Genomic DNA, 14,290 nt, shown 5'->3' on the forward strand with positions numbered 1-14,290 from the left:
GCCGAAGGGTTGATGCCGGCCGCGCCGGCATCGAACTCAGTTTTCGGCTTGAAGCGACTCGATCTCGGTCTGCAGTTCGAGCCAGCGTTCCTCGAGCATGCCGGTCTCGGCGGCGACGTGGTTCAGGCGCCGGCCCGCTTCGGCGATCTCGGCGCCGGACATCGTGCCGCTGGCGAGCTGGGCCTCGAGTTCGGCGCGTTCGGCGCCCAGCTTCTCCAGCCGGGTGTCGATCTGCGCCAGCTCGTTGCGCAACGGGCGCGTGCGGTTGGCCAGCGCCTGGCGGGCCTGCGCGGCCTGCTTGCGGTCTTCGCGGCGGTCGCCGCTCGGCTGGGGCGCCGGACGCGCCGGCTGTGCGGCCTTGCTCTCCACCGGCGTCGCCGGGACGAAGGCCGCCGGCCGCGGCGGCGGCGGCGGTTCCTGGCCACGCGCCGTGGCACGCGAGACCTCCAGCAGCCAGCGCTGGTAGTCGTCGAGGTCACCGTCGAAGGGCTCGACGCCGCCGCGGCTGACCAGCCAGAACTCGTCGCAGGTCTCGCGCAGCAGCGCGCGGTCGTGGCTGACCAGCATCACCGTGCCTTCGAACTCGTTGAGCGCGATCGACAGCGCCTCGCGCGTCGTCAGGTCCAGGTGGTTGGTCGGCTCGTCGAGCAGCAGCAGGTTGGGGCGCTGCCAGACCAGCATCGCCAGCACCAGGCGTGCCTTCTCGCCGCCCGACAGCGAACCCACGGCCTGCGTGACCATGTCGCCGGTGAAGCGGAAGCGGCCGAGGAAGTCGCGCAGTTCCTGCTCGCGCGCCGCCGGGCCGACGTCGCGCGCCAGCCGCACCATGTGCATCAGCGGGCCGTCGTCCAGCGACAGCACGTCCAGCTCCTGCTGCGCGAAGTAGCCGATGACCAGGCCCTTGCCTTCGGTCATGCGGCCCGCGAGCGGCGCCAGCGCATGGGCGATGGTCTTCACCAGCGTCGACTTGCCCTGGCCGTTGGCGCCCAGGATGCCGATGCGCTGGCCGGCCAGCACCGAGCGGCTGACACCTTGCACGATGGCCGTGCTGCCGTAGCCGCAGACCAGGCCGTCCAGCGACAGCATCGGGTTGGGCAGGCTCACCGGCTCGCGGAACTCGAACTCGAAGTCGCTGGCCGTCAGCACCGGCGCCAGCTTCTCCATGCGCGCCAGTGCCTTGACCCGGCTCTGCGCCTGCTTGGCCTTGGTCGCCTTGGCCTTGAAGCGGTCGATGAAACGCTGCAGGTGGGCGATGCGATCCTGCTGCTTGCTGTAGGCGGCCTGCTGCTGTTCCAGGCGCTCGGCGCGCATCTCCTCGAAGGCGCTGTAGTTGCCGCCGTAACGCGTCAGCGTGCATTCGTCGAGGTGCACCGTGACCTTGGTGACGGCGTCGAGGAACTCGCGGTCGTGGCTGATGACGACCATCAGGCCGTCGAAACGCTTGAGCCAGGCTTCCAGCCAGACCAGGGCGTCCAGATCCAGGTGGTTGGTCGGTTCGTCGAGCAGCAGCAGGTCGGCCGGGCACATCAGCGCGCGCGCCAGCTGCAACCGCATGCGCCAGCCGCCGGAGAAGCTGTTGACCGGCGCGTCGAGCTGGTCGCTGCGAAAACCCAGGCCCAGCAGCAGCGCCTGGGCGCGCGAGCGCGCGTCGAAGGCGCCGGCTTCGTCGAGCTGCATATGGGCTTCGGCGATGGCGTGGCCGTCGCCGGAGGCTTCGGCCGCGGCCAGCGCGGTCTGCGCCTCCACGAGCGGGATGTCGCCCTGGAGCACGAAGTCGGTCGCGCCGTCCTCGGTCTCGGGCATGTTCTGCGCCACTTCGCCCAGCCGCCAGCGCGGCGGGATCTCGACGTCGCCGGTGTCGGCCTGCAGGCGGTTGGTCAGGAGCGCGAACAGGCTGGACTTGCCGGCGCCGTTGCGGCCGATCAGGCCGACCTTCTCGCCCGGCTGCAGCACCAGGTTGGCGTTCTGCAGCACGACCTTGACGCCGCGTCGCAGCGTGATGTTGCGCAGCGTGATCACAGGCCGGCCTCCAGCGCCTGCGCGGTCAGCAGCAGCACCTGGTCCTCGCCGACGCTGGTTTCCAGCCAGACGGCCTCGAGGCGCGGGAACGCGGCTTCGAAATGCGCGCGTTCGTGGCCGATCTCCAGCACCAGCACGCCGTGCGGCGACAGATGCGCCGGCAGCGCGGCCAGCAGCGTGCGCACGAAGTCCATGCCGTCGTCGCCGCCGTCCAGCGCCAGCGCCGGCTCGGCGCGGTACTCGGGCGGCAGCGCCTGCATCGATGTGCGGTTGACGTAGGGCGGGTTGCAGAGCACGAGGTCGTAGACGCCGTCGGCCGCCGCCAGACCGTCGCCCTGGCGCAGGCGGATGCGCGACTGCAGGCCGTGGCGCTCGACGTTGATCGCGGCAACCGCCAGCGCGTCGGCGCTGAGGTCGGTCGCGTCGACCTCGACCTCGGGCCAGGCCATCGCGGCCAGCACGGCCAGGCTGCCGTTGCCGGTGCACAGGTCCAGCACGCGCCGCGTCTGGTCCGAGAGCCAGGCGTCGATCGCACCGTCGGCCAAGGGCTCGGCGATCAGCGAACGCGGCACGATGACACGTTCGTCGACGGTGAAGGGCACGCCTTGCAGCCAGGCTTCGCCGGTCAGGTAGGCGGCGGGTTTGCGCGTGGCGATGCGCTCGGCCAGCAGCGTCTCGCAGGCGGCGACGTCAGCCGCCGACAGTTCACGCGCGGCGTGTTCGTCCAGCGCGTCCAGCGGCAGGCCCAGCTTCCACAGCACGAGCCAGGCGGCTTCGTCGAAGGCGTTGGTGGTGCCGTGCCCAAACGAAACGCCCGCCTCGGCGAGGCGGGCGCTGGAGGTCTCGATCAGCTCGATCAGGGTCATGGAAAGAAGTTTTTCAGCGTGCCGCGGTAGACGTTCTTCAGCGTCTCGACCGAGGCCGCGTCGACGTGTTCGTCGATCTGGTGGATGGTGGCGTTGAGCGGCCCGAACTCGACGACCTGCGGGCAGATCGCGGCGATGAAACGCCCATCGGAGGTGCCGCCGGTGGTGCTGAGCTCGGGCTCGACGCCGCATTCGGCTGTGATGGCCGCGCCCAGCGCGGCGATCAGCGGGCCGGGTGTCGTCAGGAAGGGGCGGCCGGAGAGCGTCCACTCCAGCCGGTGCTCGACGCCGTGGCGCGCCAGCACTTCGGCGACCCGAGCCTGCAGCGACTCGGGCGTCGACTCGGTGCTGAAGCGGAAGTTGAAGTCGACGACCAGTTCGCCCGGGATGACGTTGCTCGCCCCGGTGCCGCCGTGCAGGTTGCTGACCTGCCAGCTCGTCGGCGGGAAGAAGGCGTTGCCCTCGTCCCAGCGCATCGCCGCCAGCTCGGCCAGCGCCGGCGCGAAGACGTGGATCGGGTTCTTCGCCAGCTGCGGGTAGGCGATGTGGCCCTGCTTGCCGATGACCGTCAGCCGGCCCGACAGCGAGCCGCGGCGGCCGTTCTTGACCATGTCGCCCAGGCGCGAGACCGAAGTCGGCTCGCCGACGATGCAGGCGTCCAGGCGTTCGCCGCGCTGTTGCAGCAGCTCCACCAGGCGCACGGTGCCGTCGACCGACGGGCCCTCTTCGTCGCTGGTCAGCAGGAAGGCGATCGCGCCGGCGTGGCGCGGCTGCGCGGCGACGAACTCCTCGACGGCGACGACCATCGCCGCCAGCGAGCTCTTCATGTCGGCGGCGCCGCGGCCGTAGAGCCGGCCGTCGCGGTGGCTGGGCACGAAGGGGTCGCTCGTCCAGCGCTCCAGCGGGCCGGTCGGCACGACGTCGGTGTGGCCGGCGAAGGCCAGCACCGGGCCCGGCAGGCCGCCGGTGCGGCGCGCCAGAAGGTTGGTGACGCGGAAGTTCTCCGGGCCGCAGACCAGCGTCTCGCACTCGAAGCCCAGCGCCGCCAGGCGCGAGGCGATCAGTGCCTGGCAGCCGGCGTCGTCGGGGTTGACCGAGCGCCGAGCGATCAGCTGCTCGGCCAGGCGCAGCGCGTCGTTCATCGCACGCTCCAGGGGGCGCCGCCGCCGCGGCCGTCCTCGGGGCGCACGTCGATCGTGATCTCGGTGAAGCTGGCCGGCTCCAGCTCGTCGGCAGGCTTGGGCGGCGGGGCTTTGGCGGGGGCGCCGCCAGCGGGCGCGTTCTGCAGGCGCCACAGCAGGTTGGTCGGCGAGTCGGCGTAGGCCAGGCCTTCATCGCGCGTGATGACGCCTTCGTTGATCAATCGCGCCAGGTCCTGCTCGAAGGTCTGCGAGCCTTCGGCGATCGACTTCTCGACGGCTTCCTTGACGCCGGCGAGGTCGCCCTTCTCGATCAGCTCGGACACCAGCTTGGTGTTGAGCAGCACCTCGACGGCCGGCACGCGGCCGCCGGTGGTGGCGCGCAGCAGGCGCTGCGAGATCACCGCGCGCAGGCCGGAGGACAGGTCCGACAGCAGCGTCGGCCGCGCCTCGGGCGTGTAGAACGACAGGATGCGGCCCAGCGCGTGGTAGCTGTTGTTCGCGTGCAGCGTCGCCAGCACCAGGTGGCCCGACAGCGCGTACGAGGTCGCCGCGGTCATCGTCTCGCGGTCGCGGATCTCGCCGATCATGATGCAGTCGGGCGCCTGGCGCAGCGCGTTCTTCAGCGCGATCTGCAGGCTCTGCGTGTCGCGGCCGACCTCGCGCTGGTTGACGATGGACTTCTTGTTCGAGAACAGGAACTCGATCGGGTCCTCGATCGTCAGGATGTGGCCGGTGACCTGCTGGTTGCGCCACTCCAGCATCGACGCCAGCGTCGTGCTCTTGCCGGTGCCGGTGGCGCCGACCATCAGGATCAGGCCGCGTTTTTCGGTGACCAGCTGCGACAGCAGCGGCGGCAGCCCCAGCGTGTCCAGCGCCGGGATCTGGTGCGGGATGCAGCGGAAGACCGCGGCGACGGTGCCGCGCTGCTTGAAGGCCGAGAGCCGGAAGCTGCCGACCCGCGGGATGCCGATGCCGACGTTCAGCTCGCCGGTGTCGTCCAGCTCCTCGAGCTGGTGCGGCGTCAGCAGCTCGGCCAGCAACTGGCGCGTCTGCGTCGGGCTCAGCAGCTGGTCCGACAGCTGCAGGATCTGGCCGTGGATCTTGATGAGGATCGGCGTGTTCGCCGACAGGTAGACGTCGGAGGCGTTCTTCTCCGCCATCAGGCGCAGCACGCGCTCCATGTTGCCCGACATGCCGATCCTCCCGTCGCTGCGCGTCTTCAGGCGCGCAGCAGCTCGTTGATGCTGGTCTTGGCGCGCGTCGCCGCCGTCACCTGCTTGACGATCACCGCGCAGTACAGGCTGTGGCTGCCGTCGGCCGCCGGCAGCGAGCCGCTGACGACCACCGAGCCCGCCGGCACGCGGCCGTAGCTCACTTCGCCGGTCATGCGGTTGTAGATCTTGGTGCTCTGGCTGATGAACACGCCCATCGAGATCACCGAGTTCTCCTCGACGATCACGCCTTCGACGACTTCGGAGCGTGCGCCGATGAAGCAGTTGTCCTCGATGATCGTCGGGTTGGCCTGCAGCGGCTCGAGCACGCCGCCGATGCCGACGCCGCCCGACAGGTGCACGTTCTTGCCGATCTGCGCGCAGGAGCCCACCGTCGCCCAGGTGTCGACCATCGTGCCTTCGTCTACGTAGGCGCCGATGTTCACGTAGCTGGGCATCAGCACGACGTTCTTGGCCTGGAAGCTGCCGCGGCGGGCCACCGCCGGCGGCACGACGCGCACGCCGGTGGCACGGATGGCCTCGGCGTCGGCACCGCCGTACTTGGTCTCGACCTTGTCGAAGAAGCTCAGCTCGCCGGCCTGCATCAGGCGGTTGTCGTTGAGGCGGAAGGACAGCAGCACCGCCTTCTTGACCCACTGGTTGACGGTCCACTGGCCGACGGCCTGGCGTTCGGCCACGCGCAGGCGGCCGGCGTCGAGTTCGTCGATCACGTGCTCGACGGCCTCGCGCACCTCGGGGGCGTTGACGGCGTTGATCTCGGCACGCCGTTCCCAGGCGAGGTCGATGGTGGCTTGGAGCTGGGTCGTCATCGGGTGAGGCTTTCGGTGTAGGAAACGATGCGGTCGGCGGCTTCGAGGCATTCCTCGAGCGGGGCGACGAGCGCCATGCGGACGCGGCCGGCGCCGGGGTTGCGGCCCTGCGCGCTGCGCGCCAGCAGGCTGCCGGGCAGGACGGTCACATTGTATTGAGCGAGCAGGCCCTGGGCGTAGGCGACGTCGTTGCCGCCGGGGACCGCGGCCCAGAGATAGAAGCCGGCGTCGGGCAGCGCGACGTCGAGCACGCCGGCCAGCCGCGGCGTGACGGCGGCGAACTTCTGTCGGTAGGCCTCGCGGTTGGCGACGACGTGCGCCTCGTCGTTCCAGGCGGCGACGCTGGCGCGCTGCACCAGCGGGCTCATCGCGCTGCCGTGATAGGTGCGGTAGAGCAGGAAGGCCTTCAGCAGCGCGGCGTCGCCGGCGACGAAGCCCGAGCGCAGCCCGGGCACGTTGCTGCGTTTGGACAGGCTGGTGAAGGCGACGAGATTGCGGAAGTCGCTGCGGCCGAGCTTCGCCGCCGCCTCCAGCCCGCCCAGCGGCGCTTCGTCGCGGAAATAGATCTCCGAATAACACTCGTCGCTGGCAATGACGAAGCCGTGGCGGTCCGACAGCTCGAACAGCCGCGCCCATTCGTCCAGCGGCATCACCGCGCCGGTCGGGTTGCCGGGCGAGCAGACGTAGAGCAGCTGCGTCGTGGCCCAGGTCGCGTCGTCGATCGCCGACCAGTCGGCGGCGAAGTTGCGCGCCGGGTCGCTGGGCGCAAAGGCCGTGCGTGCGCCGGCCAGCAGCGCCGCGCCTTCGTAGATCTGATAGAACGGGTTGGGGCAGACGACCGTGGCGCTCTCGCGCGTCGGGTCGATCACCGTCTGCGCGAAGGAGAACAGCGCCTCGCGCGAGCCCAGCACCGGCAGCACCTGGCTCGCCGCGTCGACCGTGATGCCGTAGCGCCGGCCCAGCCAGGCGGCGCAGGCTTCGCGCAGCGCCGGCTCGCCGGCGGTCGCCGGATAGGCGGCCAACGACTTCAGGTTGGCCACAAGCGCTTCTTCGAGCAGCGCCGGCGCCGGGTGTTTGGGTTCGCCGATCCCCAGATTGATGGATCGCAGCGCCGGGTTGGGCACCAGACCGCGCGTCAGCTCGCGCCAACGCTCGAAAGGGTAGGGGTTCAGGCGGGCCAGCAACGGGTTCATGGCGCGGATTATCCCGGAGGGGGATGGCGCGGCCGGCGGCCACAATCGGTCGCGACTTTCCGCTGCCGATTCCGGCACGATGTCCCCGTCCACCCTGACAGGAGAAGCTCATGAGCCTTCCGCGCGAGATCTTCGTCGTCTCCGCCGCCCGCACCGCGATCGGCACCTTCGGCGGTGCCCTCAAGGACCTGCCGCTGTCCGAACTGGCGACGCTGGCCGTCAAGGCCGCGCTGGAGCGTTCCGGCGCCCCGGCGGCCGCCATCGGCCACCTGGCGATGGGCACCGTCGTGCCCACCGAGCCGCGCGACGCCTATCTCAGCCGCGTCGCCGCCATGGGCGCCGGGCTGCCGCAGGAGACGCCGGCCTTCAACGTCAACCGGCTCTGCGGCTCGGGGCTGCAGGCCATCGTCTCGGCGGCTCAGGCGATCACGCTCGGCGACTGCGAGCTGGCGGTCGGCGCCGGCGCCGAGAACATGTCGCGCGGCGCCTACCTGATGCCCAGCGCGCGCTGGGGCGCCCGCATGGGCGACGCGCAGATCCTGGACTTCGTCGTCGGCGCGCTGAACGACCCGTTCCACAAGGTGCACATGGGCATCACCGCCGAGAACGTCGCCGAACGTTTCGGCATCACGCGCGAGCAGATGGACGCGCTGGCGGTCGAAAGCCACCGCCGCGCCGCCGCGGCGATCGAGGCCGGCTACTTCCGCGAGCAGATCATCCCGGTGGTGCAGCAGACCCGCAAAGGCGAGGTCGTCTTCGACACCGACGAGCACGTCAAGCCGGGCACGACGCTGGAGGGGCTGGCGAAGATGAAGCCGGCGTTCAAGAAGGACGGCACGGTGACCGCCGGCAACGCCTCGGGCATCAACGACGGCGCCGCGGCCGTCGTGCTGGCCAGCGCCGAGGCCGTCAAGGCGCACGGGCTGACGCCGCTGGCGCGGTTCGTGGGTTACGCCCACGCCGGCGTCGAGCCGGCGATCATGGGCATCGGCCCGGTGCCGGCGACGCGTGCGCTGCTGGCGCGCACCGGGCTCAAGGTCGGCGACTTCGACGTCATCGAAGCCAACGAGGCCTTCGCCGCCCAGGCCTGCGCGGTGTCCAAGGAGCTCGACCTCGACCCGGCCAAGGTCAACCCCAACGGCTCGGGCATCTCGCTGGGCCACCCGATCGGCGGCACCGGCGCGATCATCACCACCAAGGCGATCCACGAGCTGCGCCGCATCGGCGGCCGCTACGCGCTGGTGACGATGTGCATCGGCGGCGGCCAGGGCATCGCCGCCGCATTCGAGAAGGTCTAAGGCCCCCCCCGGAGCGCCTTCGGCGCTCCCCCCTCAAGGGGGCGCCGCCAGTGACCCGGCAAAGCCGGGCCACGGCGTCCGCTTGATGCGCTGGCGAGTGCGCAGCCGACTGCCGCGGCGCCGCAGGCCTGTCAGTTACAGCGCCCCGCGACAGCCGGGCGCGCCGCAGCGGCACGGCAGCGTGCCGCCGTGGTGCGTCTCGCCGTAGTCGACGGTGATCTCCTCACCCGGGGCGATGGCGCGCAGCGAGAAGAACTCTACGCGGCCGTTGTCCAGCACCAGCCGGGCGTTGGGCCGGCAGCTGTGGTTGGTGTAGCGCATCGGGTCGGTCGACAGCGTGAAGTCGATCGCGCGCTTGGGCGACAGCTCGACGATCATGATGCGTTCGTGACGCGTCGCGCGGATGCGCGCCTGCTCGACGCTCAGCGCCTCGCCGCGGATCTCGCCGATCTTCACGCGCTCGGGGATGGCCTCGGCGGCAAAGACACCGTGGCCGTCGATGGTGCTGACAGCGACCTCGACCGCGTACTTCTGGTAGGGCCGGCGTTCGACGCGCGGCGCCTCCGGCACGTTCACGCCTGCGGCGCCGGTAGCACGACCGGCGCGGCCGGCTTCCAGCCCTTGGCGCGGTGTTCGACGGTGACGTGGGTGCCGATGCCGCCGCGCACGAACCAGTTGCCGTGGATGCGCAGGAACCGCGGCTTGATGGCCTTCACCAGGTCCTCGAGGATGGTGTTGGTCACCTTCTCGTGGAACGCGCCTTCGTTGCGGTAGCTCCAGAAATAGAGCTTCAGGCTCTTCAGCTCGACGCACAGCTTGTCCGGCACGATCTCGATCGTGAAATGGGCGAAGTCGGGCTGGCCGGTCAGCGGGCACAGGCAGGTGAACTCGGGCACGTCGAAGCGGATCACGTAGTCGCGTTCGGGTGCCGGGTTCGGGAAGACCTGCAGTTCCTTGCTGGGCTGGGTGGGCGGCACCGCGGGGGCGGTGCGCTGGCGGGGGGGGGTGCGGGCCATCGGAGTTCGGGGGCGGCGGGGCCGGGGGGAAAGGGGCGCGATGCTATCATCCGGCCACCAGCGCGCTCCCCCGTCGAGCGCGTTTTGCCATGTAGATCAAGCACTTGCGTGTATTGACCCGCCGCCAGCGGCCGCCTCGATGCGACTGAACCAGATCAAGCTCGCCGGCTTCAAGTCCTTCGCCGAACCGACCACCTTCCAGCTGCCCGGGCAGCGTGTCGGCGTCGTCGGCCCGAACGGCTGCGGCAAGAGCAACATCATGGACGCGGTGCGCTGGGTGCTCGGCGAGAGCAAGGCCAGCGAACTGCGCGGCGAGTCGATGCAGGACGTGATCTTCAACGGCTCGGGCCAGCGCAAGCCCGCCAGCCGGGCCAGCGTCGAGCTCGTCTTCGACAACGCTTCGGCGCGTGCCGGCGGCCAGTGGAACGCCTTCGCCGAGATCGCCGTCAAGCGCGTGCTGACGCGCGACGGCACCTCCAGCTACTTCATCAACAACCAGCCGGTGCGCCGGCGCGACGTGCAGGACGTGTTCCTGGGCACCGGCCTGGGCCCGCGCGCCTACGCCATCATCGGCCAGGGCACGATCAGCCGCATCATCGAGAGCCGCCCCGAGGAACTGCGCCTGTTCCTCGAAGAGGCCGCCGGCGTCTCCAAGTACAAGGAACGCCGCCGCGAGACCGAGAACCGGCTGAAGGACACGCGCGAGAACCTGACGCGGGTCGAAGACATCCTGCGCGAGCTGAACCTCAACCTCGAGAAGCTGGAGAAGCAGGCCGAGGTCGCCGCCGCCTACCGCCGGCTGCAGGACGACGGCACGACCAAGCTGCACCAGCTCTGGTTCCTGAAGGCGCGCGACGCCGCCGGCGAGGAAGAACGTGTCAAGACCGCGGTGCTGGCCGCGACCAACGTGCTCGAGCAACGCATGGCCGAGCTGCGCCACGTCGAGGCCGAGCTGGAGCAGCTGCGCCAGGCGCATTACGAAGCCAGCGACGAGCTGCACGCGCGCCAGGGTTCGCTGTCCGAAGCGGCACTGGAAGTGAGCCGGCTCGAGGAACGCATCCGCTATGTCGTCGACGGCCGCCAGCGTGCCGAGCAGCGCCTGGCCGCACTCGACGCGCAGAACGAAGGCTGGCGCGAGCGCCAGGCCGCCGCCGAAGCCGAGCTGGAAGACATCGCCGGACAGATCGTCGCCGCCGAGGAAGAGGCCGACGTGCTCGTCGCCCAGGCCGAGGACCAGGGGCTGGAACTGCCGGCGCTGGAAGACGGCCTGCGCGCCGCCCAGGCCGACGCCAACCGCCAGCGCAACGCCGTCACCCAGGTGCAGCAGCAGATCCAGGTGCTGGCCGCCGACAGCCGCAACCTCGACGAGCAGGCGCGCCAGCTGCGCACGCGCCGCGAGCGCCTGGCCGGCGAGCGCCAGCAGCTGCAGGCGCCCGACACCGCGCGCCTGGACGCGCTGCGCGAGGACGAAGCCGTCGCCGCCGAGCGCCATGAGGAAGCCGAAGGCCGGCTGCACGAACTGTCCGAGCAGGTGCCGGCGCTCGACGAGCAGCGCCGCGCCGCGCAGACCGCCGTCAACCGCGAGAACGCCAAGCAGGCCGACATCGCCGCGCGTCTGGAGGCGCTGCGCACGCTGCAGGAAAAAGTGCAGACCGAAGGCAAGCTCAAGCCCTGGCTGGAGCGCCACGGCCTCACCGGCATGCAGGGCCTGTGGCGCCAGGTGCACATCGAACCCGGCTGGGAGACGGCGCTGGAAGCCGCGCTGCGCGAGCGCCTGAACGCGCTGGCCGTCGGCCGGCTCGACACCGTGCGCGCCTTCGCCGCCGACGCTCCGCCGGCCAAGCTGGCTTTCTACGCGCTGCCCTCGGGCGCCATCGCCAGCACGCACGCCACGCTGCCGCGGCTGTCCGACCTGCTGCGCCTGGGCGACGCCGGCCTGAAGGCGCTGCTGGGCGACTGGCTCGAAGGCGTCTACACCGCCGACTCGCTGGACGCGGCGCTAGCCCTGCGCGGCCAGCTGACGCACGGCGAGGTCGTCATGACGCGCGAAGGCCACGCCGTCAGCCAGTTCGCCGTCGCCTTCTACGCGCCCGACTCCGAGCAGGCCGGCCTGCTGGCGCGGGCCCAGGAGATCGAGAACCTCGACCGCCAGCAGCGCGCGCAGACACTGATCGCCGAAGAGACGCGCACCCAGTCCGTGCGCCTGGAAGCCGCCTACACCGACGCCAGCGGCCGCCTGGCCGCCGCGCGCCGCGAAGCCGCCGAAGCGCAGAACCGCGCCCACGCGCTGCACGTCGAGCTGCTGCGCCTGAGCCAGCAGGCCGAGGCCGCGCTGCAGCGCCGCGAGCAGCTGGGCGACGAGCTCGCCGAGATCGATGCCCAGATGGAGGCCATCGAGGAGCGCCGCGCCGTCGGCGAAGCGCGTTTCGAGGAACTCGACGTCGAGCTCGGCGAGGCCCAGCAGCGCCACGCCGACCTCGAAGACGAGGTCATCGCCGCCGACCGCCGCCTGGCCGACGCGCGCGAGCAGCAGCGAGCGCTGGAGCGCCAGGCGCAGGAAGCGCGCTTCCAGGCGCGCTCGCTGGCCGCGCGCCGCGACGAGCTGCAGCGTGCGCTGGAAACCGCCGGTGCGCAGATCGCCGCCAACGAGCAGGCCGCCGAGCAGATCCGCAGCGAACTCGCCGGCTTCGACGACGCCGCAGCCGAAGCCGGGCTGCAGGAAGCGCTGTCGCTGCGCCTGGAGCGCGAACGCGAGCTGGGCGCCGCCCGCAGCCGCTACGACGACCTGTCGGCGCAGATGCGCCGCGCCGACGAGCAGCGCTTGGGGCTGGAGCAGGGCATGGCGCCGCTGCGCGAGCAGATCACCAAGCTGCAGCTCGAACAGCAGGCGGCACAGCTGGGCGGCGCGCAGTACCTGGAGCAGCTGCAGGCGGCTGAGGTCGACCTGGAGGCGCTGGCCACCGGCATCGAGCAGGGCGGCGTCAAGCTCTGGGGCCTGCAGTCCGAGATCGACCGCATCAACCGCGAGATCGCGGCGCTGGGCGCCGTCAACCTCGCCGCGCTTGACGAACTCACCGCCTCGCGCGAGCGCAAGACCTTCCTCGACGCCCAGCTCGCCGACCTGACCGAAGCCATCACCACGCTGGAAGACGCGATCCGAAAGATCGACCTGGAGACGCGCGACCTGCTGGGCAGCACTTTCAACCAGGTCAACGAGCACTTCGGGCGCATGTTCCCGTCGCTGTTCGGCGGCGGCCAGGCCAGGCTGGTGATGACCGGCGACGAGATCCTCGACGCCGGCGTGCAGGTGATGGCGCAGCCGCCGGGCAAGAAGAACAGCACCATCCACCTGCTGTCCGGCGGCGAGAAGGCGCTGACCGCGATCGCGCTGGTGTTCGCGATCTTCCAGCTCAACCCGGCGCCGTTCTGCCTGCTCGACGAAGTCGACGCACCTCTGGACGACGCCAACACCGAGCGTTACCGCAACCTCGTCACCGAGATGAGCGCGGGCACCCAGTTCCTCTTCATCAGCCACAACAAGATCGCGATGGAGATGGCCGAACAGCTGATCGGCGTGACGATGCAGGAGCAGGGCGTCTCGCGCATCGTCGCCGTCGACATGGAAGCGGCCATCGGCTTCGCCGAAGCGGCATGACCCTCACCACGGCACTCGCCCTCGTCGGCGGCCTCGTTCTCGTTGCCCTGATCGTCCAGGGCTGGCTTTCCACCCGTCGCGCCGGCCCGCGCCGCGCCGACGCCCAGCCCGACGCGCCCGACCGCGTCGAACCCGGCCTGGGCAGCGCGCCGGCCTCCGGCGATGCGTCCGACGAGCCGACGCTGGACGGCACGCCGGCGCCCCATCACCCGCCCGCGGCCACCCGCCGCCCGGCACGCCTGGACGCGCTGATCGACGCCATCGTGCCGATGACGCTGGAGTCGCCTGTCACCGGCGACTTCGTGCTCTCGCACCTGCCGCCGTCGCGCCGCGCCGGCACCAAGCCCTTCTACGTCGAAGGCCTGGATACCGAGACCGGCGACTGGGAGCAGCCGCGCGCCGGCCACCGCTACGGCGAGCTGCAGGCCGGCGTGCAGCTGGCCAGCCGCAGCGGCGCGCTCAACGAGATCGAGTACTCCGAGTTCGTGCAGAAGGTCCAGGCCTTCTGCGAGGCCGTCGGCGCGATGCCCGACTTCCCCGACATGCTGGAAGTCGTGGCCCGCGCGCGTGAACTCGACGGCCTGGCCAGCCCGCTGGACGCCCAGCTGGCGGTGACGCTGCGCTCCAACCACGTCGCCTGGTCCGTGGGTTATCTGCAGCAGACCGCCAAGCGCCACGGCTTCGTGCCGGGTTCGCTGCCCGGGCGGCTGGTGCTGCCGGGCGCGGAAGCCGGCGCGCCGCCGATGCTGGTACTGAGCTTCGACCCGCAGGCCGCGCTGGCCGAGGACGGCCAGCTCGCCGCCGTGCGCGACTGCACGCTGGCGCTGGACGTGCCGCAGACCGAGGCGCGCCTCGAACCCTTCCCGACCTGGCACCGCCTGACGACGACGCTGGCCGACGAGATGGACGCCACCGTCGTCGACGACCAGGGCCAGCCGGTGACGCTGCACGCCTTCGACGCCATCGGCCGCGAGCTCGAACAGCTTTACGGCCAGCTCGAAAAGCTGGATCTGGCCGCCGGCTCGCCCGCGGCGCGGCGGCTGTTCAGCTGAGCCTTCAG

11 protein-coding genes are annotated in these 14,290 nt (G+C 71.0%); 3 read left to right on the forward strand and 8 right to left on the reverse strand.

Translation table 11 applies throughout. From position 1 onward, the window contains the following. Positions 1-36: 36 nt before the first annotated feature. Genes RGE_RS11700 through dapC form a run of 6 tightly spaced genes read right to left on the reverse strand, consistent with a single transcriptional unit; the run spans position 37 to position 7,261 of the window. A complete protein-coding gene (locus RGE_RS11700; protein WP_014428604.1) occupies positions 37-2,019 on the reverse strand; it encodes an ABC-F family ATP-binding cassette domain-containing protein in 1,983 nt (660 codons plus the stop codon). After that, positions 2,016-2,885, reverse strand: a complete 870-nt coding sequence (gene prmB / locus RGE_RS11705) for a 50S ribosomal protein L3 N(5)-glutamine methyltransferase (RefSeq protein ID WP_014428605.1) — start codon at positions 2,883-2,885, stop codon at positions 2,016-2,018. Before prmB ends, RGE_RS11700 begins: the two co-directional genes overlap by 4 nt. After that, positions 2,882-4,027 carry a succinyl-diaminopimelate desuccinylase gene (gene dapE, locus RGE_RS11710; protein ID WP_014428606.1) on the reverse strand — a complete coding sequence of 382 codons (1,146 nt, stop codon included), beginning with the start codon at positions 4,025-4,027 and terminating at the stop codon, positions 2,882-2,884. Before dapE ends, prmB begins: the two co-directional genes overlap by 4 nt. Then, positions 4,024-5,220 (reverse strand): PilT/PilU family type 4a pilus ATPase, encoded by a 1,197-nt coding sequence (locus RGE_RS11715; RefSeq protein ID WP_014428607.1) that lies wholly within the window; start codon positions 5,218-5,220, stop codon positions 4,024-4,026. Before RGE_RS11715 ends, dapE begins: the two co-directional genes overlap by 4 nt. A gap of 26 nt (positions 5,221-5,246) precedes the next feature. Continuing rightward, positions 5,247-6,068: a 2,3,4,5-tetrahydropyridine-2,6-dicarboxylate N-succinyltransferase gene (gene dapD / locus RGE_RS11720; RefSeq protein ID WP_014428608.1), complete on the reverse strand. Its 822-nt coding sequence runs from the start codon at positions 6,066-6,068 to the stop codon at positions 5,247-5,249. Continuing rightward, positions 6,065-7,261, reverse strand: a complete 1,197-nt coding sequence (gene dapC, locus RGE_RS11725) for a succinyldiaminopimelate transaminase (protein WP_014428609.1) — start codon at positions 7,259-7,261, stop codon at positions 6,065-6,067. Before dapC ends, dapD begins: the two co-directional genes overlap by 4 nt. A 110-nt stretch (positions 7,262-7,371) precedes the next feature. On the opposite strand from dapC, the gene RGE_RS11730 reads away from it, so the two are divergent. Further along, positions 7,372-8,559 (forward strand): acetyl-CoA C-acyltransferase family protein, encoded by a 1,188-nt coding sequence (locus RGE_RS11730; RefSeq protein WP_014428610.1) that lies wholly within the window; start codon positions 7,372-7,374, stop codon positions 8,557-8,559. 135 nt (positions 8,560-8,694) lie between these two features. Here the strand turns inward: RGE_RS11730 and RGE_RS11735 are convergent, their stop codons facing one another. Together RGE_RS11735 and queF are read right to left on the reverse strand one after the other, a co-directional pair. Then, a complete protein-coding gene (locus tag RGE_RS11735) occupies positions 8,695-9,135 on the reverse strand; it encodes an SET domain-containing protein (protein WP_014428611.1) in 441 nt (146 codons plus the stop codon). Further along, positions 9,132-9,575, reverse strand: coding sequence for a preQ(1) synthase (queF, locus tag RGE_RS11740; protein ID WP_052310994.1), 444 nt, complete (start codon positions 9,573-9,575; stop codon positions 9,132-9,134). Before queF ends, RGE_RS11735 begins: the two co-directional genes overlap by 4 nt. Before the next feature lie 139 nt (positions 9,576-9,714). Between queF and smc the strand changes: the two genes are divergently transcribed. Continuing rightward, on the forward strand, positions 9,715-13,230 hold the full coding sequence (gene smc, locus RGE_RS11745) for a chromosome segregation protein SMC (RefSeq protein WP_014428613.1): 3,516 nt from the start codon (positions 9,715-9,717) through the stop codon (positions 13,228-13,230). Beyond that, positions 13,227-14,282 (forward strand): cell division protein FtsZ, encoded by a 1,056-nt coding sequence (locus RGE_RS11750; RefSeq protein WP_014428614.1) that lies wholly within the window; start codon positions 13,227-13,229, stop codon positions 14,280-14,282. The genes smc and RGE_RS11750 overlap by 4 nt, the downstream gene beginning before the upstream one ends. Positions 14,283-14,290 lie beyond the last annotated feature (8 nt).

The sequence above is a fragment of the Rubrivivax gelatinosus IL144 genome (genome assembly GCF_000284255.1).
Taxonomy (GTDB): domain Bacteria; phylum Pseudomonadota; class Gammaproteobacteria; order Burkholderiales; family Burkholderiaceae_C; genus Rubrivivax; species Rubrivivax gelatinosus_A.